This window comes from Bartonella clarridgeiae ATCC 51734, assembly GCF_000518185.1.
In the GTDB taxonomy this organism is placed as follows: Bacteria; Pseudomonadota; Alphaproteobacteria; order Rhizobiales; family Rhizobiaceae; genus Bartonella; species Bartonella clarridgeiae.
Genome location: NZ_JADC01000010.1, coordinates 150,323 through 174,046 on the forward strand (window position 1 = coordinate 150,323; position 23,724 = coordinate 174,046).

General features: G+C 34.1%; 18 protein-coding genes and 1 pseudogene. 15 read left to right on the forward strand and 4 right to left on the reverse strand.

All coding sequences use genetic code 11. From position 1 onward, the window contains the following. Positions 1-15 precede the first annotated feature (15 nt). Genes T420_RS0102965 through T420_RS0102980 form a run of 4 tightly spaced genes read left to right on the forward strand, consistent with a single transcriptional unit; the run spans position 16 to position 3,632 of the window. Positions 16-1,092, forward strand: a complete 1,077-nt coding sequence (locus T420_RS0102965) for a branched-chain amino acid ABC transporter permease (protein WP_013545100.1) — start codon at positions 16-18, stop codon at positions 1,090-1,092. Beyond that, positions 1,092-2,156: a branched-chain amino acid ABC transporter permease gene (locus T420_RS0102970; protein WP_026501128.1), complete on the forward strand. Its 1,065-nt coding sequence runs from the start codon at positions 1,092-1,094 to the stop codon at positions 2,154-2,156. Before T420_RS0102965 ends, T420_RS0102970 begins: the two co-directional genes overlap by 1 nt. Continuing rightward, complete coding sequence (locus tag T420_RS0102975; protein ID WP_013545102.1) at positions 2,153-2,935, forward strand: ABC transporter ATP-binding protein; 783 nt, start codon at positions 2,153-2,155, stop codon at positions 2,933-2,935. Before T420_RS0102970 ends, T420_RS0102975 begins: the two co-directional genes overlap by 4 nt. Beyond that, positions 2,922-3,632, forward strand: a complete 711-nt coding sequence (locus T420_RS0102980; protein WP_013545103.1) for an ABC transporter ATP-binding protein — start codon at positions 2,922-2,924, stop codon at positions 3,630-3,632. The genes T420_RS0102975 and T420_RS0102980 overlap by 14 nt, the downstream gene beginning before the upstream one ends. A gap of 1,345 nt (positions 3,633-4,977) precedes the next feature. Here T420_RS0102980 and gatA read toward each other — a convergent pair. Together gatA and gatC are read right to left on the reverse strand one after the other, a co-directional pair. Beyond that, positions 4,978-6,462, reverse strand: coding sequence for an Asp-tRNA(Asn)/Glu-tRNA(Gln) amidotransferase subunit GatA (gene gatA, locus T420_RS0102985; RefSeq protein ID WP_013545104.1), 1,485 nt, complete (start codon positions 6,460-6,462; stop codon positions 4,978-4,980). A 31-nt stretch (positions 6,463-6,493) separates the two neighbouring features. Continuing rightward, positions 6,494-6,781: an Asp-tRNA(Asn)/Glu-tRNA(Gln) amidotransferase subunit GatC gene (gene gatC / locus T420_RS0102990; protein WP_013545105.1), complete on the reverse strand. Its 288-nt coding sequence runs from the start codon at positions 6,779-6,781 to the stop codon at positions 6,494-6,496. A 156-nt stretch (positions 6,782-6,937) separates the two neighbouring features. Between gatC and ruvX the strand changes: the two genes are divergently transcribed. Further along, positions 6,938-7,432, forward strand: coding sequence for a Holliday junction resolvase RuvX (gene ruvX / locus T420_RS0102995; RefSeq protein ID WP_013545106.1), 495 nt, complete (start codon positions 6,938-6,940; stop codon positions 7,430-7,432). Here ruvX and T420_RS0103000 read toward each other — a convergent pair. After that, a complete protein-coding gene (locus T420_RS0103000; protein WP_013545107.1) occupies positions 7,403-9,031 on the reverse strand; it encodes an acyl-CoA dehydrogenase family protein in 1,629 nt (542 codons plus the stop codon). The two genes, ruvX and T420_RS0103000, sit on opposite strands and share 30 nt — an antisense overlap. Before the next feature lie 122 nt (positions 9,032-9,153). Between T420_RS0103000 and T420_RS0103005 the strand changes: the two genes are divergently transcribed. From T420_RS0103005 to dprA, 4 genes are read left to right on the forward strand one after another with little or no spacing between them, the layout of a single operon-like run. Further along, the gene (locus T420_RS0103005) at positions 9,154-10,119 is read left to right on the forward strand and encodes an aspartate carbamoyltransferase catalytic subunit (protein WP_013545108.1); all 966 of its coding nucleotides are present in this window, start codon (positions 9,154-9,156) and stop codon (positions 10,117-10,119) included. Further along, positions 10,116-11,429, forward strand: a complete 1,314-nt coding sequence (locus T420_RS0103010) for a dihydroorotase (RefSeq protein WP_013545109.1) — start codon at positions 10,116-10,118, stop codon at positions 11,427-11,429. The genes T420_RS0103005 and T420_RS0103010 overlap by 4 nt, the downstream gene beginning before the upstream one ends. Further along, a complete protein-coding gene (gene plsY, locus T420_RS0103015; RefSeq protein ID WP_013545110.1) occupies positions 11,429-12,055 on the forward strand; it encodes a glycerol-3-phosphate 1-O-acyltransferase PlsY in 627 nt (208 codons plus the stop codon). Before T420_RS0103010 ends, plsY begins: the two co-directional genes overlap by 1 nt. Beyond that, positions 12,030-13,244, forward strand: a complete 1,215-nt coding sequence (gene dprA / locus T420_RS0103020) for a DNA-processing protein DprA (protein WP_026501129.1) — start codon at positions 12,030-12,032, stop codon at positions 13,242-13,244. The genes plsY and dprA overlap by 26 nt, the downstream gene beginning before the upstream one ends. On the opposite strand, the gene T420_RS07195 is transcribed toward dprA, so the two are convergent. Further along, positions 13,174-13,380, reverse strand: coding sequence for a hypothetical protein (locus T420_RS07195; protein WP_013545112.1), 207 nt, complete (start codon positions 13,378-13,380; stop codon positions 13,174-13,176). The two genes, dprA and T420_RS07195, sit on opposite strands and share 71 nt — an antisense overlap. 245 nt (positions 13,381-13,625) lie before the next feature. Here T420_RS07195 and topA point away from each other — a divergent pair, with 245 nt between their 5' ends. The 6 genes and pseudogenes from topA (at position 13,626) to T420_RS0103055 (ending at position 23,703) form a co-directional block, all read left to right on the forward strand. Then, entirely contained in the window at positions 13,626-16,217 is a 2,592-nt protein-coding gene (topA, locus tag T420_RS0103025; protein ID WP_013545113.1) for a type I DNA topoisomerase, read from the forward strand. A 3-nt stretch (positions 16,218-16,220) separates the two neighbouring features. Beyond that, positions 16,221-18,491, forward strand: a complete 2,271-nt coding sequence (rnr, locus tag T420_RS0103030; protein ID WP_013545114.1) for a ribonuclease R — start codon at positions 16,221-16,223, stop codon at positions 18,489-18,491. 623 nt (positions 18,492-19,114) lie between these two features. Further along, on the forward strand, positions 19,115-20,287 hold the full coding sequence (locus T420_RS0103035) for an MFS transporter (RefSeq protein ID WP_013545115.1): 1,173 nt from the start codon (positions 19,115-19,117) through the stop codon (positions 20,285-20,287). Between the two features lie 104 nt (positions 20,288-20,391). Then, positions 20,392-20,559: a 50S ribosomal protein L33 gene (rpmG, locus tag T420_RS0103040; protein ID WP_005767215.1), complete on the forward strand. Its 168-nt coding sequence runs from the start codon at positions 20,392-20,394 to the stop codon at positions 20,557-20,559. A gap of 509 nt (positions 20,560-21,068) precedes the next feature. After that, positions 21,069-22,657: pseudogene (locus T420_RS07585) on the forward strand (fumarate hydratase C-terminal domain-containing protein). A gap of 479 nt (positions 22,658-23,136) precedes the next feature. Then, positions 23,137-23,703, forward strand: coding sequence for a thermonuclease family protein (locus tag T420_RS0103055; RefSeq protein WP_013545117.1), 567 nt, complete (start codon positions 23,137-23,139; stop codon positions 23,701-23,703). Positions 23,704-23,724 lie beyond the last annotated feature (21 nt).

Consider the following 23,724-nt stretch of genomic DNA (forward strand, 5'->3'; position numbering starts at 1 on the left):
TATAAGGAACAAGAGATGAGCACTGAAATGTTCATTCAATATTTCTTTAATGCGCTAGCATTAGGATCACTTTATGGGCTTATTGCAATTGGTTATACCATGGTTTATGGTATTCTAAGGTTAATTAATTTTGCTCACGGTGATCTCTTGATGCTGGGGGCGTATTTTTTTTCTTTTGCCACAATTAGCTTTATGCCTACATGGACTGCTATCTTACTTATATTGTTCGCAGTCTTAATTTATTATTCCCTATTTATCGGATTTAAAAAACAACAAAAAGTTTATTGGATTTCTATCTTTTTTATTCTTGTTTCAGGACTTATTTATTATTCACAAATTGCTCCGCAAGATTTTAAACCCATTTGGATTCTAGCCATTTGTTTTTCCATTTCTATTACAAGCGCAGTAGGAATTTTTATTGATCAGTTAGCTTATAAACCTTTGCGTGATGCTCCACGTATTTCGGTGCTTATCGGTGCGATTGGAATTTCCTTTCTTATTGAAAGCCTTGCAATCATGTTTTTTAGCAGCGTTCCAAAAACCGTAAAACAACCAGATTTTCTTGTAACGCCAATCTTATGGTCTTTAGGAGAAGATTCAAATAGCATCATTCGAATTGCTCCCATGTCTCTCATCGTTCCTATTGTTTCATTTATTCTTGTTATCGTTTTGTTATGGATTATCAATAAAACAAAACCTGGTCTTGCTATGCGTGCAATATCATACGATATTGAAACTACTTGTTTAATGGGTGTTTCTGTTAATAAGATTATTGCATTTACATTTTGTATAGGTTCTGCATTAGGTGCCATAGCAGGCATTATGTGGTCTTTACGTTATCCTCAAATTCATCCTTATATGGGTTTGCTTCCTGGATTAAAAGCTTTTATTGCTGCCGTTATTGGAGGTATTGGATCAATTCCAGGAGCAATGCTGGGAGGTTTACTATTAGGATTTATTGAAATTATGGTCGTTGCCTTCTCTTCAACTTTATCTGGATATCGGGATGCTTTTGCTTTTATCCTTTTGATTCTTATCTTACTAGTAATGCCAACTGGTTTAATGGGTAAGAAAAATCAGGAGAAAATTTAATGGTAAAATCATTAAGCATTTTTCTATCATTGGTTAGCATTATAATTTTTATTAGTTTTTTATTTTACGCTGATAACCATTTTAACGACTACACACTGCGTATTATTAATCTTATCGCTATCAATGCGATATTAGCAATTTCACTCAATTTGATTTATGGATTTACAGGCATGTTTTCTCTTGGACATGCTGGTTTTATGGCAATTGGCGCTTATGTATGTGCAATTTTTCTTCTCTCTCCTGAACAAAAAGAGATGATGTGGATTTTAGAACCGATAGCTGAACCATTGAAAAATTTGCAATTATCGTTTTTCTTTTCAGTTGTTATAAGTGGTCTATCTGCTGCAATTATAGGTTTGCTAATCGCTTTCCCTGTTTTGCGCCTTGGTGGTGATTATCTTGGAATTGCGACATTGGGCTTTGCGGAAATTATTCGTGTTCTCATTATCAATGCTACACCTTTTACAAATGGTTCATTAGGAATCAAAGGAATACCTCAATGTGCTACATTATGGTGGAATTATGGTTGGTTAGCATTTACAATAATTTTTATTATTCTTTTATTACAAAGCAATACAGGTAATGTATTACGTGCTATTCGCGATGATGAAATCGCTGCGAAAACAATGGGAGTAAATGCTTTTTTTTATCGCTGTTTTTCCTTTACGATTGGTGCATTTTTTGCAGGTGTTGGCGGTGCACTAACCGCCGCTCTTATTTCAACCATTGATCCTAAAATGTTTAATTTTATCCTAACTTTTAATATTTTGATGATTGTTGTGGCTGGCGGTCTTGGTTCTATTACAGGTAGCGTTATAAGCAGCATTATTATTACAATCATGCTTGAGTCGCTTCGTATTGTTGAAAATCCATTAAACTTAGGCTTTATATATATTCCCGGAATACCAGGCTTACGGATGGTTATTTTTTCACTTATATTGTTAGTAATTATCTTATACTGGCGGAAAGGATTATTAGGCCAACGTGAATTTTCATGGAATTGGATTTGCAATTTTTTAATGAGGAGAAGTCTTTTTAATAACGAGAACGAGAGAAAACCATGAATGATACGATCCTCTCACTCAATAATCTTACAATGCATTTCGGTGGTTTAATTGCTGTAAACAACGTTAATATGGCCATTAAACGAGGAACAATTACTGGATTAATTGGTCCAAATGGCGCTGGAAAAACTACAATTTTTAATATGATTTCTGGCTTTTACACACCAACAAATGGACAAATTCTGTTAAATAATCAAAAGATTTGTGGCCTTCCATCTTATACTATTTGCAAACGCCATATTGCACGAACGTTTCAAAATATTCGCCTCTTTTCAGGATTAACAGTCTTACAAAACATCATGGTAGGTGCTCATATCCGACAAAAACAACCATGGTTTTCTGCTGCGTTATTATTACCAAACGCACTTAAAGAACAAAAACAAATTCGTAAAAATTCAATGGAGCTTCTTGAGCGACTTCAGCTCGACCATCTCGCTAATCAAAAAGCAATCACTTTACCTTATGGTGCACAACGACGTTTAGAAATTGCTCGAGCTCTAGCAACAAAACCAAAACTTCTGCTTCTTGATGAACCTGTAGCAGGTATGAATCCACAAGAGAGCGATAAATTAAGACAATTTATAGAAAAAGTCAAAAAAGAATTTGATCTTACAATCCTTCTGATTGAACATGATATGAAAGTTGTTATGAAACTTTGTCAATATATTTTTGTATTAGAATATGGCCATTGTATCGCTAATGGCACACCAGATGAAGTGCGCAATAACCCTAGAGTTATTGAAGCTTACCTTGGCGGAGATATATATGAATATTCTTGAAATAAAAAATCTTCATGTTCATTATGGTGCTATTAAAGCTATTCAAAACCTTTCTATGTCTATAAAAAAAGGCAGCATAGTTACTCTAATTGGAGCTAATGGAGCAGGAAAAAGCAGCACTATACACTCTATTGTAGGTCTTAACCGATCGATTCACGGAGAAATTATATATAAAGGTGAATCCATCATAGGAAAACAGCCAGAAGAAATTTTGCGACTGGGTATTGCATTAACCCCTGAAGGAAGGCGTATTATACCCCACTTTACTGTTTTAGAGAATCTTCAGCTAGGAGCTTATATCTGTAATGATAAAGCTACAATCACTCGCAATATCGAGTGGATATTTGATTTATTTCCACGCTTGCGTGAAAGATCGACGCAACTAAGTGGTACAATGTCAGGTGGTGAGCAGCAAATGTTAGCTGTAGGTCGTACTCTTATGAGTAATCCTGATATGATTATATTAGATGAACCATCTCTTGGCTTAGCACCACTTCTTGTAAAAGAAATTTTTTCGATTATTAAAAAAATCAATGATATGGGAAAAACTGTTCTTCTTATTGAACAGAATGCATTTGCAGCACTTTCTATTGCTAATTATGCCTATATTTTAGAAGTAGGAAAAATTTTATTCCACGGTAAAGGCAAAGCTATGCTTTCCGATCCACGTGTCAAAGATGCATATCTCGGCAATTAAAAAATTACAATGCAAAAATTGATATTATATTGATCTGAAAAACTCTTATCTCTTATTTCAATAGAAACGTAATCATCTCATCCAATTTGTCATAAAAAACGAAATCGGGATACTTAGTATCTTATTTTACCTAAATTATTTAACTTTACTGACTATGCAATCAACTACAAACTTTCTTTTCGTCCATAAATTATTTAAATTTTTTCAAATGAAGAAAATGAATATACTTAAATTAGATTTCTATTTGTTTTCTGCATTAGTTTAACCAAAGTAGTTTAATTATAAAGATAGAGATTATTACATTGATTAAGTATGTTAATGTAGACAAAAAAATAGCGTTAAATAACATAAGCACTCTAATCTTGAATATCACAACTAATCTATAAACAATTTATACTGAGACAATTTGCCTCTGTTGAGCATAAGATTCTGAGCTGAAATAAGATATATGCATTATACAAAAATACAAAAGAGAACGCTAACTTCTTATCTTATATCATCATAAACAATACCGTATCTATAAATATCATAAACTTTTATGAAATGAATCCATTTCTTTAAAGATATTTTTATAGTCTAGTAGCTTTCTAACCAGGGATTCTAGCTTTGTTATTACAAAATGATAAGCACCTCACCATAAGCAACATCAGAAAAATTTTAGTGCATATAATTATTGCTCATCATAAGTATTTTTTGCCTTATAATACTGATCTTGTGTAATTTTATCTTACAAATAATCAGCAAAACCAGATTCTATACTCAATCCATAATGCTTACAGCATATGAAGGGTCACATCTCATTTTAATCATTTTTTTCATGCGATATTGGTATTGATAGAAATACCAAAATCAAAAATACAAAGATATACTGGTATTTGAGGTTAAAGAAAAAAGCAAAAAATGCAATGGATGTCTTTCAAGAGTAAAAAGAACTTCTGGATATTGAAATGTGTGCTAAATATCATATGTCAGCGTACAATAAATCCTAATCACCTTTCTTTATGCTATTACGTAAACTCTTAGTGTTATAGTTGATTATCATTTTCATTTGCAAATGCAATGCGGTCATCAATTTAATTCACTTTTGTAAAATATCAAAAAACCTCTACGATAAAGTGATCTTTACGTAAAAATTTAAATTGGCTTCTGATATAAAATACTTCTTACTTTTTAGGTATTTCATAATAACTGTTGTTCTACTTTCATATTTTAAACTGACTTATCGAAAGATGGATTTGATTATTGATCGTGCATTATGTTTATTTTTAAAATACAGCTTTTTATAACACAACATTTAAATAAAGTTGCATCATTCATTAATGCTAAACTGTTAAATTTTTTGTTTTTATGGCCACCATTTTTCAGCATTTAGTATTCCTGCTGCCTGTTCTATAATATACGCTATTTTTAAAATAACTTCCTCAGAAAAAGACCTACCTATCAATTGTAATCCTAAAGGCAAACCATTTAATGATAAACCCGCAGGGACAGAAATTCCAGGTAAGCCAGCCATATTAACTGGCACAGTAAAAATATCATTTAGATACATGGCTATTGTATCATTCTTTATTTTTTCATCCGCAATACTAAAGGCAGAAGTCGGTGTTGTAGGGGTTAGAATAGCATCGATACCAAGATCAAAACAATGATCGAAATCACGTTTAATTAATGTTCGTACTCTCTGAGCTTTAAGATAATAAGCATCATAATACCCTGCTGAAAGAACGTAAGTTCCAATTAGAATACGCCGCTTAACCTCATCACCAAAACCAGCTGAACGGGTATTTTCATACATTTCAATAACATCTTTTCCTGATACGCGAAGTCCAAAACGAACACCATCATAGCGAGCTAAATTAGAAGATGCTTCTGCAGGAGCTACAATATAGTAAGCAGGCAAAGAATACTTTGTATGAGGCAATGAAATATTGATGATTTCTGCTCCTGCCTCTTTTAACCAATTGATTCCTTTTTGCCAAAGATCGACAATCTCATCAGACATTCCTTCAATGTAATATTCTTTTGGGATACCAATTTTCATTCCTTTGATTGATTGACCAAGATAGTTTTCATAATCAAGTACCGGTAAATCAACTGAAGTTGAATCTTTATCATCAAAAGAAGCCATTGATTTTAACATAATTGCACAATCACGAACATCTCGTCCAACAGGACCTGCCTGATCAAGTGACGAAGCATAAGCTATCATTCCCCAACGCGAACATCGTCCATAAGTTGGTTTTATTCCTACAGTACCAGTAAAAGCTGCTGGCTGACGTATTGATCCTCCGGTATCGGTTGCTGTTGCTCCCGCACAAAGACGAGCTGCAACAGCAGCAGCAGAACCTCCTGAAGAACCACCAGGAACAAGTTTTTCATCTGATTCTTTTTTTCGCCATGGATTAATAGTTGGGCCATAACACGATGTTTCATTGGATGACCCCATAGCAAACTCATCCATATTCAGCTTGCCCAACATAACTGCGCCATCTTTCCATAAATTAGCAGTTACAGTTGATTCATATTTCGGTTTAAAACCATCAAGAATATATGAACAAGCCTGAGTGTGTATGTCTTGCGTCGCAAAGAGATCCTTAATCCCCAATGGAATACCTTCTAAAATGCCAGCCTCCCCTTTAGCCAAGCGAATATCTGATTCAGCTGCCATTTTTCTTGCTTGTTCTGCAGTTACTGCTACATAAGCGTTCAGAATTGGATTAGCCAATTCAATCGCTTTCAAATAAGCCTCTGTCAATTCAACTGCTTTCAGATCTCCCTTTTTTAAAGCATCACGGGCTTGTGCAATTGTTAAGGTTGTTAAATCAGTCATGTTGATTCTCGAATTTTTAAAATGTAAAAAATTATTCGACTACTTTTGGAACAAGAAAAAAATTTTCTTCTGCTAAAGGCGCGTTTGCTATAATATCTGTGGCCTTATTACCGTCCGTTACTTTATCCTCACGTCTTCTTAAAGCCATCGGAATTACTGATGTTAATAGTTCAACTCCATTAACATCAATTTCATTAAGTTGTTTTACAAAATCTAAAACGGTATTAAACTCCTCTGTTATACGCTCAACTTCATCATTATGGATAGCAATACGTGCTAACTTTGCTACCCGCTTGACTGTTTTACTATCAACAGACATATTACGCCTTTCTATTTGATTTACTCTAACATTATTAACCTATTCATTTCTTGGCTATACAAGTCTATACCTATAAGCGCAAGAATATTGGTATTTACTCCAAAATTTTGTTATAGTAACTAACCTAAAATATTAAGCTATCCCAAGCATATAAACATGGCCATTATCAACATAAATGAAGTTACTACACATCTTTTACTTGGGCAAACAATAGCAAGCTTAGATTTGGGTACAAAAACAATTGGAATTGCTATTTCTGATATTAGCTTAACATTTTCAAATCCACGACCTGTTATTCATAGAAAAAAATTTACATTAGATGCTCTCACACTTGTAAAAGTTTTTAACAATGAAAATGTAGGAGCTATTGTTATTGGCTTACCCATTAATATGGATGGAAGCAATGGTCCACGTGTTCAAGCAACAAAAACTTTTGTCAGTAATATGGCAATGTATACAAAAATTCCATTTGTTTTTTGGGATGAGCGATTATCAACAACTGCTGCAGAACGCTACCTTTTAGAAATAGATATGTCGCGCTCTAAGAGAAAATCACGTATTGATTCAGCTGCTGCTGCTTTCATTTTACAAGGTGCTCTCGATAGAATTCAGACTCTGCCATCAAACAGTAGGATAGAGAACATCCAATAATTGTGCTGGATTATATCGCGCAATCAACATGCCATAAGATGATCTCCATTGTCCTCCAAGGCGACTTTCCATATAAGCGTTCACAACATGCTCCACCTCTGTATAACGTAATGCTGCACTAGCAGATGCATATGCCATTTGCTCAACAAAAAACCTACCAGCTCCCTCATTTGTCGATGCCATATTCACAGCGGATTTAATAATTTCAATCGCTCGTGGACCAGCTGGTCCAATATCTGCTGAAATTTTCTCTAATAATTGCTGAAATAATCCAGGTGCTTTATCCCCTATAAGAATTGCATCCTTTACCAATTGATTAACACCACTATTTTTAACTATTCGTGCAGGACTATCACGCAATATTTGTAACAACGGATTATTATCCATAAAACTTTCTATGCCAACCTGTGCAATAATTTCACCGACAATCGGAATAACTAATTGACTGACATGACAAGCGACAATAGGTGTCATAATGCGTGCAAAGGCTGCCTCAGAACGATTACTTGCAGCGTTATCAAACGCTCGTGCTAAACGCATAACCAATGCTTGTGAAGCAGCTATATCAAGTGCAATATCAGCAAAAATACGCTCTGTTAATGGTGGAAAAGGCTGATTTAACATTTTCTGCCGAAGAAAATTTATACTAAACTGAAGTGCAGCCCGCAGAACACCTGCTGATATTATAGCTTGATCGAAACGCATCATGGTTTCGATATCCTTGATGACCTTAGCCCCTTCTCCGATATTACCCAAAAGCCAACCACAACAATCTCGGAATTCTACAACTCCCTCTGGAGCTGAATATTCTCCAGACCGCTGAATTAAATAACGAACTAATATAATACCATTTAATAAGCCATTTTCTTGCATGCGTGGAACTAAAAAGCAGCTTAAAAGGCCATCTATCTCGGCGCTAACAATATATCCATCAGCCATTGGATTAATAACTTGTGTTTTTATAATATTTAAACGATATAAGTCACGCCCCATTTTTTCATCAAAAGAAATTCTCTGAACAGCTGGAACGTTCAAAGCATATTTTTCACTTTCCTCAATGTTATCAAAAGCATAGGTCAGTGAAGCTCCTTTTTTATTATCAATAGCCTTAGAAGACAAATCATATTGGCGTGATAAAAGCATATCTTTCCATTTTTTAAATAACTCAACATCGCCAATTAACACTGCAATAGCGGCACTCGCTACAATGATTTCATTCAAATGTCCCGTTTCTAAACCAGCCAATAGAGCCAAACGAATAGCACGTGCCTGATAACGCACTCCATTTTCTGAAGTTGTATTTTCCCAAAGTGAAGCAACTAAACCTGCTTGTCTAGAATATCGTTGCAGAGTATGATAAGAAGGGTGAATATCTAATTCTTCTTTTGGTTGTCCCCATCCATTGTTATAGCGCAATGTCGGCCGATAGCTATTTGCTAAACGAGCAAGATCCCAAGCTTCATCACTCGCCACAAAGGCCCCTATTTCCTCAAAACTTGCTAATAAGGAGGTAGGCAAAGTAGATGCAATACGAAACATAAGCGTATCACTAAGAAATGCATTTTTTCGGTGAATATTCTGCGTGGATACAACACTCATATAGTATATTCCTATTATTAGAATCACTCACATCATAGACTATTTGTCTTTTTACGGCTAAAAACATTTATTATATTTAAACAAATGCTTGTTTAATCTTTTTAGAGATCTATAGAAATGCTATGATTCATAATACTGTTTTTCCAATTTTTCCCCACCGACATCTTTTAGGTATTAAAAACCTTAGTGTACAAGATCTTAACATATTACTTGATCGCGCAGATGAGAATGTCCTCTTTTCCCAAAAAATTGATAAAAAAAAATCTATCTTACATGGGCGTACTCAAATTAATCTCTTCTTTGAAGCCTCTACAAGAACTCAATCTTCATTTGAATTAGCTGGAAAACGACTAGGAGCAGACGTGATGAATATAGCTATTAGCAATTCATCCGTTAAAAAAGGAGAAACATTAATCGATACAGCGACAACTCTTAATGCAATGAAGCCTGATATACTAATCATTCGCCATAGCTGTGCTGGAACTGCAGCCCTTTTAGCACAAAAAGTTGATTGTTGCGTAGTTAATGCAGGTGATGGAGCACATGAACACCCAACACAGGCTTTATTAGACGCACTAACCATTAGAAGAATAAAAGGTCATATTGAAGGATTAACTGTTGCAATTTGTGGCGATATCTTACATTCACGCGTTGCACGTTCTAATATTATCAGCCTTAATGCTTTAGGAGCTCGCATTCGTGTTGTTGCTCCATCAACACTTCTACCTACTCAAATCTCAAATATGAGCGTTGAAGTATTTAATACAATGAAGGAAGGTCTTAAAGGTGCCGATGTTATAATGATGCTGCGCTTACAGCGCGAGCGTATGAGGAGTGCTTTCATTCCTTCCATTCATGAATATTTCCATTATTTTGGTTTGCACAAAGAAAACTTAGCATATGCTAAAAATGATTGTATTATCATGCATCCTGGCCCAATAAACCGTGGTGTAGAAATTGCTTCTGATATAGCAGATAGTGCACAAAGTGTGATTCATACACAAGTGGAATTGGGTATTGCTGTGCGCATGGCTGTCATGGAATCTTTATTAGATTTGCGCCATAATTGGAGTAAAGAAAAGAAATGACAAGACCTATAGTTTTTCAAAACGCCCGTATTGTTGATCCTTCACGCGCAATTGATGAAATTGGTACAGTTATCATTAAGAATGGGTTGATTGTAACCGCTGGAAAAGAAGCTCTAAATCAAGGGATACCAGAAGGAGCAGAAATCATTGATGCACAAGATAAAGCTATTCTCCCTGGACTTGTTGATGCTCAAGTCTTTGTCGGTGAACCGGGAATTGAACACCGTGAAATGATCTCTTCAGCAAGCCAATCTGCAGCAGCCGGTGGTATCACCTCGTTTCTTATGATGCCCGATACACGGACAATAATTGATAATGTAGCTCTTATCAAATTTATTACATGCACAGCACATGAAACATCATTGGTTAATATTCATCCAGTTGCTGCTATCACTCAAGGTCTGAAAGGGCAAGAAATCACTGAATTTGGTTTATTGAAAGATGCAGGAGCTATTGCCTTTAGTGAAGGAAAAAAAACACTTCAAAACTCAGCTGTTATGCGGCGCGCAATGACTTATGCACGCGATTTTGATGTCGCATTGATCCACGAAACACAAGACCATGATCTTACTGATCAAGGCGTTATGAATGAAGGTTTATTAGCAAGTTGGCTGGGTTTTTTGGGAATTCCTCGTGAAGCAGAAGTGATTCCACTAGAAAGAGACTTACGGCTAGCTGTTCTGACACAAACGCGCTACCATGCAGCACAAATATCAACAGCTATGTCTGCTGACGCTGTTCGTTTAGCAAAACAGCATAGTGAAAAAATTTCAGTTGGCGTATCCATTAATCATTTATCCTTGAATGAAAATGATATTGGTGAATATCGCACTTTTTTCCGCTTAATGCCCCCATTACGTGCAGAAGAAGATCGTATAGCAATGATTAAAGCAATAAAAGATGGGACATTGGATATTATTACTTCTTCACATGATCCTCAAGGGATTGATACAAAATGTTTACCATTCCAAGAAGCTGAAACAGGTGCTATTGGCATGGAAACTTTATTAAGTGCAGCTTTACGCCTTTATCACAATGAAACTGTACCTCTTTTACGATTAGCTGAACTTTTATCAACAGCACCTGCAAAACTATTTGGTCTTAATGCTGGAACACTGATGAAAGGTGCTCATGCAGATCTTATTTTAGTTGATTTGGAAGAGCCATGGGTCTTATCCCTAGATATGCTGCATTCACGTTCAAAAAATACTCCCTTCGAAAATGCTCATTTTCAAGGACGTGTTCTCCAAACCTTTGTAAAAGGACAATCAGTATTTAAAATTAATCGACAAAGCAAACGAGATTATTGATGAGTGAAGTAGAAACACTTTTTCAATTCAATACGTGGGTTATTTTCCTGATATCCTATATGATTGGTTCTATACCATTTGGACTACTTTTTACAAAGTTTGCTAAACTTGGTGATATAAGAGCAATTGGTTCTGGAAATATTGGAGCAACAAATGTTTTACGAACAGGAAATAAAAAAATCGCAGCTCTTACCCTTTTGTGTGATACGTTAAAAGGAACTTTTGTTATCTGGATAACAAAACTCCTAATCCATACTATAGAAATTGCTCTTCTAGCTGGATTTTTAGCTTTCTTAGGACATATTTTTTCTATATGGCTCAAATTCAAAGGAGGTAAAGGTGTTGCAACTTATTTAGGTATATGCATAGGCTTTTATTGGTTAGCAGCTCTTATTTTTACTATGGTTTGGATAGGAGCTTTTGTATTGACGCGCTATTCTTCATTTTCTGCACTTGTCACTGTTATTATTACTCCAATTTTTGTTTATTATTATTCCTCTTCCCTCTATGTTGCTTGCATAATAACAACAATGAGCATACTTGTTATTATAAAACATCATACTAATATTCGTAGATTATTAGCAGGGGAAGAAAACAAAGTTGGTACCACAAATAGGAACAAATAAAGGAATCTTACTTACTGATCAGCAACGGTTAAATTGGTTGCGATTATTACGCAGCGAAAATATTGGAGCAGTTACTTTTCGCAATTTGATTGACCATTATAAAACAGCAGAAAATGCCCTTGCTATACTTCCTAAGCTTAGTAAAAAGGGAGGGCTTCCTAAATCTATTCGAATCGCAACATTAGATGATGCCGAAAAAGAGATGCAACAAGCTGAAAAACAAGGTATTCGGTTTGTCGGTATCGGAGAACCAGATTACCCACCATTTCTCAAAGTAGTGGAAGCATCGCCCCCACTTATTGCTATAAAAGGTAATTGTTCTATTTTTCAGAAACCATCTGTTGGGATTGTTGGTTCTCGAAATGCTTCTGCAGTTGGTAAAAAATTAACTGATCAGTTTGCTCATTTTATTGGTAATGCTGGTTTTACAATTATTTCTGGGCTTGCACGTGGAATTGATAGCATTGCTCATCAAGCGAGCTTGTTGACAGGCACAGTTGCAGTTATGGCTGGTGGCATCGATCACATTTATCCCCCCGAAAATAAAAAGCTCTATGATGATATTCTTGCTAATGGTGGAGCAATTATTAGTGAAATGCCTATTGGTTGGAAAGCACGTGCTATCGATTTTTCAAGAAGAAATCGTATTATTGCAGGTCTATCACTTGGTCTTTTAGTGGTAGAAGCAGCCATGCGATCAGGCTCTTTAATTACAGCACGTCAAGCTGTTGAAATAGGGCGATTAATCTTCGCTATTCCCGGTTCTCCAATTGATCCAAGAGCAATTGGCACAAATAATCTTATCAAAGAAGGTGCTTTGCTGGTCACACATCCTTCTGACATTATAGAAACACTCACACCATTAACCTCGGATACTATCAATCCACAACTCAGCTTTTTTGAAGAATCATGTTCAATTCAACTTCTACAAGAAAAAGCTCGTTCACCTAAGAGAATAACTAATGAAACTCCTTTAATTAGAGATGATATAGAACGCGCAGCTGTCCTTGCAGCTCTATCAAGCACTCCAATTGATTTAGATACACTCAGCATTTATTCAGGTGTTCCCTTACAAAAACTCTACCTCTTGTTAATTGAACTCGATCTTGCTGGAAAGCTTATTCGGCACTCTGGCGGTTATGTATCATTGTCGAGTTTGGATCTTCCCCAAGAGCCTCAGCATTATTAATAATACTTTGCCCCTCTTCAGCCACCATATCCAAAAGCAATGCTAAAAGTGGACTATGAGCTTGACGTGCCATCTGACTCATTTGTTTTGACATATCTGTAATATAGTGGATAATCTTTAAATGATTTATAAACATAATCTTTTATCCTTGAGCATTCTCCCCACCTCTCAATAGACGTTATCTTAGTATTTTGCCGTATGCTTTTTATATTAGCTGTGGCAAATAAGTTATACGATTTCTTTTATAAGATGTATTTTTAATAATAACAATCAAAAGTTGTAATAATATATTTTTTTTATGTGCTCTTGACCAATTGTCATTAGCTATTCATTTGAAAGGAGTTTATAAAGAAAATTTTGTTTCAACATTCGGATAAAATTATGAACATTGTTATCGTTGAATCTCCAGCAAAAGCAAAGACAATCAATAAGTATCTTGGATCTCAATACAAAGTCATAGCATCTTTTGGGCATGTACGTGATTTATCTGCAAAAGATGGCTCTGTTCTTCCTGATAAAGATTTTGCTATGAAATGGGATATCGATACTGCTTCTGCAAAACGTTTAAACGAAATAGCAAAGGCAGTCAAAGAAGCCGATAGTCTTATCTTAGCAACAGATCCTGATCGTGAGGGAGAAGCTATTTCATGGCATATTCTTGATATTCTAAAACAAAAAAAAGTTTTAAATAATAAACCTATTAAACGAGTTGTTTTTAATGCAATCACAAAAAAGTCCGTTCTTGCTGCCATGAAAAATCCCCGCGATATTGATATATCGCTTGTAGATGCCTATCTTGCGCGTCGAGCTCTTGACTATCTGGTTGGTTTTACTCTCTCACCTGTTTTATGGCGCAAACTACCCGGTGCCCGTTCCGCTGGTCGCGTCCAATCGGTTGCCCTACGTATTATTTGCAATCGTGAATCAGAGATAGAGCAATTCATTAAAGAAGATTACTGGTCAATTACAACGTACTTAAAAACACTTCAGGATAACATTTTTTATGCACGATTAACAGAATTTAACCATAAAAAACTTGGTAAGCTTGATATTCGATCCCAAGAACAAGCAGATCAAATTTTCTTTATGTTGGAAAAAGCAAATTATCGCACATTAAGTATTGAAGCAAAGCCTATAAAAAAGAATCCTTCTCCACCATTTACAACATCTACGTTACAACAAGCTGCTTCTTCAAAATTAGGTTTTTCAGCTTCTCGCACAATGCAAGTTGCCCAAAAACTTTATGAAGGTGTTGAAATCAATGGTGAAACAGCAGGGCTTATCACTTATATGCGTACTGATGGAGTACAAATGGCTTCAGAAGCTATTGATGCAGCACGAAAAGCGATTATTGATTCTTTTGGAAACCACTATGTTCCTGAAAAACCGCGTTTTTATTCAACAAAAGCTAAGAATGCACAAGAAGCACATGAGGCTATTCGTCCTACAGATTTTAAACGTCATCCTAATCAAATATGCAATGTTCTTGATAGTGATCAAGCAAAGCTCTATGAATTAATATGGAAACGTGCTATTGCTAGCCAAATGCGTTCTGCTGAAATTGAACGTACAACTGTTGAAATTGAGGCATTTCAAGAAGAAAACCACGCTAATCTACGTGCAATAGGTTCTGTTATTCATTTTGATGGCTTCATTTCTGCTTATACGGATCCAAAAGAAGAAGAAAATAGTGAGGAAGATGAATCAACACGTCTTCCGCAGATTAATATTGGAGAATCACTTAAAAAAGAAAAAGTTGAATTGACGCAACATACTACAGAACCACCTCCTCGTTATTCCGAATCTGCATTAATTAAAAAGCTTGAAGAATTGGGAATTGGCAGACCTTCAACTTATGCATCTACATTGAGCACACTTTGTGATCGTGGGTATATCATAACTGATAAACGCAAACTTATTCCCGATGTTAAAGGACGTATCGTTACAGCCTTTCTTGAAAATTTTTTTAACCGCTATGTAGAATATGGTTTTACAGCAAATCTTGAAGAAAAATTAGATCTTATATCGGATGGAAAGCTTTCCTGGAAAGATGTTTTACACGATTTTTGGGATGAATTTAATGCATCTATTACTAGTATCCAAGAACTACGTATAATGAATGTTCTTGATGTTTTAAACGTAACGTTAGCCCCTCTCGCCTTCCCCACACGTGAAGACGGAAGCGATTGCCGCTCTTGCCCCCTTTGTATAAATGGCCAATTGTCACTAAAATTAGGGCGCTACGGCGCATTCGTTGGCTGTTCTAATTATCCTGAATGTAAATATACATGTCAATTGGGAACAGATACAAAAGAGAAAAGTAAAGTTGTGCACAATGATGAACCTATTATGCTTGGTATCGATCCTGAAACAGGAAAAGATATTTCCCTTCGTAATGGCCGTTTCGGTCCATATATTCAACTTGGCGAAGATAAAAAAAGTAAGCGTGCAAGTTTACCTAAAGGATGGCAAATAGAAAATATCAATTTTGATAAAGCCTTAGCTTTATTATCTCTACCTCGTGAAGTTGGAACTCATCCTGAAACAGGAAAAATAATTACAGCTGCAATTGGACGGTATGGTCCCTATCTTGCTCATGATGGAAAATATGCAAACCTTTTTAGTATAGATGAAGTCTTTGATATTGGCATTAATCGCGCTATTACAATACTTGCTGAGAAAAAAAACAATGAAACAAACCGACGTAGAATATTACCTACTGTGCTAACAACACTAGGAGATCACCCAGAAGGTGGAACAATTACCATACGTGATGGGCGTTACGGTCCATATGTTAACTGGAATAAAATCAATGCTACCTTACCAAGGGATAAAGATCCAACTACAGTAACGCTTTCAGAAGCATTAGAACTTATATCAGCTAAAGCATCGACTAAAAAAACAGGACAAAAAGCCACTTCAAAAAAGAAGCTAACACCCAAAAAAGCTTCACCCCGCAAAGAGAAGGCATAAATTTTGGCTAAAGGCGAGAAAAAAACAAAATATTTTCAATTATCTAATATTAAGCGGCTACCTAATAAATCAGAAATTCTGTCCTTTATCACTAATAATCCTAGCCAATCAAGTAAACAAAAAATTGCTAAAGCTTTTAACTTAAACAGTGATTCTCATATGTGGTTAAAAGATATATTGCGTGATTTAAAAGATAATAATGTAATACCAAAAAAACATAAAAATTTAATTATCAAAAAGGCATTACCATCAATTACTTTGGTTAAAATTAATGCACTTGATAAAGGCGGTAGTTTTATTGCAGAACTTCTTGAATGGCCAAATGATCCAAAGCCCAATATTCTGATATCTCATTCTCATCGCACAAAAAGAGCAAGCATTGGTATTGGAGACCATGTTCTTGTAAAAATTTTTCGAAACAAAGTTTTTCAAAATTACCCATATACAGGACGAATCATCCGCAAGATTGATAAGAAAAAAAGAAACATGCTTGGTATAGTGAGAAAATTAGAAAATGGAAAATGGCAGCTTGACCCAATAGAACGTAAAAATAATGAACTTATTATTGATATGTCTACGAACATAGATATAAAAGCTGGTGATCTTGTCGAAGTTGAAATTAAAGACATTACTGACTACAGACTCAAACATGCAAAAATAAAAAATATTTTAGGACACATTGATAATGAAACAGAGCTTTCAATGATTGCTCTTATATCGAAAGAAATTCCTTATATTTTTCCTTCAGATGTCCTTGCACAAGCCGAAAATGTAAAACCTGATAATACAATTAATCGTGAAGATTGGCGACAATTATCCTTTATTACAATTGATCCCCCAGATGCAAAAGACCATGATGACGCAGTTTATGCAATAAAAGATGAAAGTCCTATCAATAGCGGAGGCTGGATTATCAATGTCGCGATCGCAGATGTTTCTTGCTATATAAAAGCAGGAAGTATTCTAGACCAGGAAGCATTAAAACGAGGAAACTCTGTTTATTTTCCTGATCGTGTTGTGCCAATGCTACCAGAACGTATTTCTAATGATCTATGCTCATTGCATGAAGGAAAAGATAGGCCTGCGCTAGCTGTTCGTATGATTTTTGATGCGAATGGAAACAAACGTAAACATAGTTTCCATCGTATTATAATGCGTACAGCAGCCAAATTATCCTATCAAGAAGTACAATGTGCAATTGAAGGAGATATGAATAAGAAAACAGCTCCCCTACTTGAAAACATTTTACAACCATTATGGGATGCTTATTGCTGCCTTAAAATTGCGCGCAATCGCCGACAACCATTAGAATTAGAAGTACCAGAAAAAAAGATTATTCTTGATCAAAATGGATACATTAAAGATGTTATGATTTTATCTCACCTAGAGGCACATCGCTTAATTGAAGAATTCATGATACAAGCTAATGTTGCGGCTGCTGAAACATTAAAAGAATATCATCAACCTCTCATTTATCGTATTCATGATAAGCCATCTCTTGCAAAACAGGAAATGCTCCGGAACTTTCTTCAAAGTCTAGGAATGTCACTTGCTAAAGAAGCTGAACTTACATCAGCACAGCTTAATAACATCCTTATAAAAGCTATGAATACAGAACAACAGGAATTAGTAAATCAGGTTATCTTACGCTCGCAATCTCAAGCTGAATATAATTCTGAAAATATAGGCCACTTTGGCTTGAATCTAGACAACTATACACATTTTACCTCACCAATTCGCCGTTACGCTGATTTAATTATTCACCGAGCACTTATAAAAGCTCTGCAATTAGGTAATGATGCACTTACAGATGAACAAGAGCAAAATCTTGCAAAAATTGCCATTCAGATTTCTTTACAAGAACGCCGTGCAATAATGGCAGAACGAGAAACTGTTGATCGGTTTGTTGCACATTATTTAGCTAATAAAATCGGACATTCATTTGGAGCCCGTATTTCAGGAGTTACAAAAGCAGGTCTTTTTATCGTACTTGATAAATTAAACGCAGATGGTTTTGTGCCTATTTCTACACTTAAAAGTGATTATTACTATTTTGACGAATTACAGCAGGCCCTTATAGGAAAACATAGTCGTAAATGTTATCAACTTGGTGATGTAGTGGAAGTAAAAATTTTAGAAGCACAGCCTTTTGCTGGCGCTTTATGTTTTGAAATGTTAACAAAACCTCGTCTGATAACTTTTTTACCTATTTCCTACAAAAAAAATAAATCTATAGTGAAGAAACGAAATTATTTTTCTGATAAAAGAAGATAACAATAAATAAAAGATCAAAAAATTAAAATTATATCTCTATACTCGAATATTAAAATCTATAATAAATCCACAACAATATTTATTTTTAAAAACTAATTGATTTTTTAATACATCTGTATAAATTAGTTTAAGCTTATTACTCTCATAAATTGATTTGCAAATTATTACACTAACAGTAATTTAAGAAAAATCTTTATTTTTTAGCATCTTTTCAAAATAAGATATAATTAAAAAGCATTATTAAAAAACATATATGGCTAATACTTCTGAAGTAAGGAATTATTAAAAAACTCTTGTCATTGTATTTATTGTATTATTATTTGATGCATACTTTTTATTTGCTTAGCTATATGTAATAGATTGATATGATTCTCTCTTTCTTTATTGATTAAAAACTCAAAAAAACTCTTATATTGAATATATTACAAAATATGCAACATATAGATCTATCTACCTTTTATCATCTAAAAATCTACACAATTATCACGCAGACTATGTGCTACGTTGTAAATACTACTTTTTCTAAATTACAATTTTCTTTTTCTATTTCCAACTAAATTTGTCACTAATCATAAATCATAAGGTCTGAACATAAAACTACAATTTATAATTAAACTCCCCTCATGATGAATAAAACCTTCAAATTTCCAAATAATTCCTTTCGTGCAATTATTGCCGCGATTATGACCATTGGTACTGTCGGTGTAGCCTTAGGAATGGGAACACAACTTATTTCGTTGCTAATGACTGAAAAAGGGTTTTCAAACAGTATCATCGGTTATAGTGGAGGAATCGGTGGGATCGCAACAATTATTGCAGCTACTTTAACTGCTCGGATCGCCTTATATCTTGGTGTTGTCGAATCAATGTTGCTTATGATGATTATTGGTTCTCTAAGCTTTTTAGGATTCTATTTCTTCGAATCGATATGGATTTGGTTTATTTTGCGATTTACACTGCATTTCTCTATGACAATTATATTTATTCTATCAGAGTTTTGGATCAATAATACTTCTCCCCCTCAAAGGCGCAGTTTGATAATTTCTATATATGCTATTACTTTAGGTCTAGGATTTATTTTAGGCCCAATGCTGTTAGAAAAAATAGGAACACAAGATTTTATACCCTTTGGTACTGGTTGTCTTCTTATTATAATTGCTATCATTCCCCTTCTTTCTGCCTGGAAATTAAGTCCAAAATTTCAGAGTAAGGAAAATACGGCATTTTTTTCACATATTTTGCGTGTTCCCACCTCAACAATGGCAGCACTTATTTATGGTGCTATCCAAATGGGAACGCTAACACTTATAACACCTTTTATCTTATCAATTGGATATAATAAAAACGAGGCCATACATTTTATGGAAATTCTTGCTCTTGGTAATATCATGCTTTTAATTCCTATCAGCCTCATAAGTGATTATCTAAAAGATAAGCGCTATTCTCTTATGGGCTGCGCCATTTTAGGACTGATTGGAACTCTCATTATACCACGGATAGCAGAACATCAATTGATTTTGATGATTGATCTTTTCTTCCTTGGTGGTATACCTGCAGGTCTTTATACAATTGGGCTTGCACAACTCGGTGAATGCCTTAAAGAACAAGAGCTTGCTGCAGCTAATTCTGCTTTTATTTTTTGCTATGGCATTGGTATACTTATTGGACCCGCCATTATTGGTCAAATAATGGATATCTTTGAACCATTTGGTTTTTCTTTAGCAATCGCCTGTTTTTTTAGCTTATATATCATTTTAGTGCTTATCCAACTAATGAGAAAATCAAACAACTCTTGACTTTTTGTAGAACATCCGTAGTGTCATACGTGAAATGTAATTGCATCAAAAACAAAACTTTGATAGCGGAGTAGTACTATCTTCACTATAACGGGACTCTTATTATGGCTAAGGCAGCAACCATTAAGATTAAACTTTTGTCGACAGCAGATACTGGTTTTTTCTATGTAACAAAGAAAAATAGCCGCACAATGACAGACAAAATGAGTAAACGCAAATATGACCCAATTGTCAAAAAGCATGTTGAGTTTAAAGAAACAAAAATTAAATAATTAACTTTTCGTTTAAATTATTTAAATTGGAAATACTATCAATAGAAATGCAGAGTATAGTGCAGTGTCTTTTTGTAATTTAAAGATTATTTGTAAAAATGCTTTTATTGTTAATCTTTAATATAAAAATATAAAAAGAGCATCTAAAATCATAATCTTCTAACTGCAGCTTTAATATACTGCATGAAGAGTATTTATCTTTATTAAAATAACTTTATTAAAAGATGTATCTAGTTCTTCATCGAATTAATTACTTTTCTGTCGAAAATTTAACATTTATTTTTTGCGAAATCATTCATTGCTTATACTAATAATAAAGAGCGATATATTATAAGTGCGTTTTAACAAAAGTTATAAACTATTCTTTATTGATATAAATCTAAATGCTCATAAATAATTATATTATCTTACCATCATTAGTATAAATGCTGATTTAAAATATTATAAATCTATTCTTAATCCTTTTAAAAATTAATATAAATCAATAATCTACAATACTTCAGTATAGAATAATGGAAAAGAAGCAATCGAATTTATTTACTTATAAAAAAGATAAAGCAGTTTATAAAAAAACTTCTAATTTATAAGTAAGACTTGATAAATATCGCAATCAATAAATAATTATTGTCGAAAAAGAAGGTCTTAAACTTCTCGCTGACTGTGCATTTTCCAATATCAATCATTTACTACGTGCCAGTCATCTAAAACAATTAGTAAATATTCTTTCAGATCCTGAAGCTATCGATAATAATAAATTTGTCACTTATGACCTTTTAAAAAAGGCAAATATATCTTCAAGTAGTATCCTTCCCATGTGCCAAGATACTGGAACAGCAATTATCATGAGTAAAAAATCGTATACGGATTGATGGAAATGGATATTAATCCTTTTCAGAAGTAATTTTAAGCACCTATACACACAAAAATTTGCGCTATTCGGAAATTATTCCTCTTTCTATGTTCTATGTTGATGAAAAAAAAATACACAAAACAATCCACTTACTTAAATTGATATTTATGGCTCAAGGAGAAAACTTATATAAGTTTTTTATGGTTAAAGAAGGTGGATCTGCAAATAAGAACCTTTCTCTACCCAATGCACTCCATCTCATCACATAATCGTTTAACTCATTTTCTACAAGACAAAATTCATACACTAGAAACAGTAGCCTGCCTTCCTACAGGTTATTTTATAGGTAGGAACCTTTGCAGAAATGAATTTAAAAACAGCTAAGCGTGCTTCTGCTCACTATCTTGATTGACTTCCTAATCAAGGCTCGCAAGAAAGACATGCTTTCTGTGACTTTGCAATGGAAAAAAATTCATAAGATAACCCAGAAAATCGGAATAGGAGCACAATTTGGTAGAAAATATTTTTGTCATGATGTTCGTTTATTTGTCTTCCGCGCCATAGTACTTCTCTAACAATTTCTTTAAGAATATCTTGTTCTGTAGATCACCAAGCACTTGGCAAAATCACTAAAGATGGTATCTTTCTTGAACAACTTGAAAGAGACCCAGTACAATTGACAGAGCATGTTGTTAAAATTGACCTACATCAACACCTATAGATAAAATCTTAAAGGAATCAGGAAAACACCTTGTTAAAACAAAGGTTTCTCTTACTGGTCCAATTATTGTTGTCCGCGAATGGCACACGCAAAAATTCATCAGTATTTAGAACGAGCTAAACCTATACCGGATTTTTTTAAAATCATCCTATTTAACTGGTCCAGCAAAAACGCCAAACGCCAGAAGAATGTCGTCTGGCTCATTTGGCCCTATAACAGTTGGACAAATGGATTTTTTCGTTGATCAATTTCAATCACTGAAAGGATCTATGATAATGCTCAGAAAAAGTGTAACTGTTCAGGAATAGTTCGCGATTCTTGTGCGAAACAGAGTGATTTTATCTCGGTTCAATTAGTGGTTCAGAAGCCAATCTGGCACAAAACTGCATTAAAAAATTGATATCGTAGAATACCCAGAATTAGTAGGCATGGAGACCATATGGTGAATTGAAGTTAAAGATTTTCCTGCGTTTATCGTTATTGATAATAAAAGCAATGATCTCTTTCAAGAATTCAATTTAAGCTAGTTAAAAGTCATAGTACATTAAACCACTCGCTTTTTTTAAAAAGAAGTAAAATTCCCATAACTTTTTTATAATGCTGAAATTGATATCTTTTTTATCTTTTAATTGAATAAGGAAATAAGCTCTTTGTGTTTCTGGGAAAATATTTCTATAATATCTTTATATCATTCTCATAAAAATATTTTTTATTAATTTAATAATTTAAGCTATAATATTTTTTGAGAATGTCTTTTTATTACTGGTTACAAAAAATAATAAATTCCGAGCTATTTTTAATAAAAAACCGCTATAAAATATAAATTATCTCCAAATACTCAACATAATTTAATCTGATATCACACACTATTTCGCCATCATTAGCACTAAAATGTATTTATTTATATATAAACTACAATAAATGCTTTTTAAAATGAGAAAGTTAGTACAAATTAACGATTATTATCCTAACTAATGACATATTATACTGTTATATTTTTTAATTCATGAAAATAAATACATCTCCTTCTAATCCGAGTAGTTTTAGTAAAAAATTTATTACTTTCAATGTTATTATAATAATTATTGTTCTTATCAATGGAACAATTTATTCGAAATGTACCGCAACACAAATTCCAAACATAATTTCTGTTCCCCCAAAATCTATAAAAGGTAACGCATTGATCATTGATGGTGATTCAATTAAGATTTCTGACGTCATAATTCGACTTTCAGGAATCGATGCTCCTGAACTCAATCAATTTTGCGGTATAAAAAAAGAACGCTATGCATGCGGCTTCCAAGCCAAAAAAAACTTAGAAAAGCTTATAGATAATCAATCTGTTACGTGTCATTGGTCTAAAAAAGACAAATATCACCGTATTCTTGCTATATGTGGAACAAAACAAGTTAATAATATTAACGCAGCAATGGTGCGTAGTGGTTGGGCTATAAGTTTTTACAGCTATCATAAAGAAGAACAAGAAGCCAAAAAACAAAAAAAAGGAATATGGCGGTCCAGTTTTCAAAAACCACAAGAATGGCGTAAAGTTCACTCTCCGGTAAAAAAGTAAAGTAATCTCTTTTCTACATAA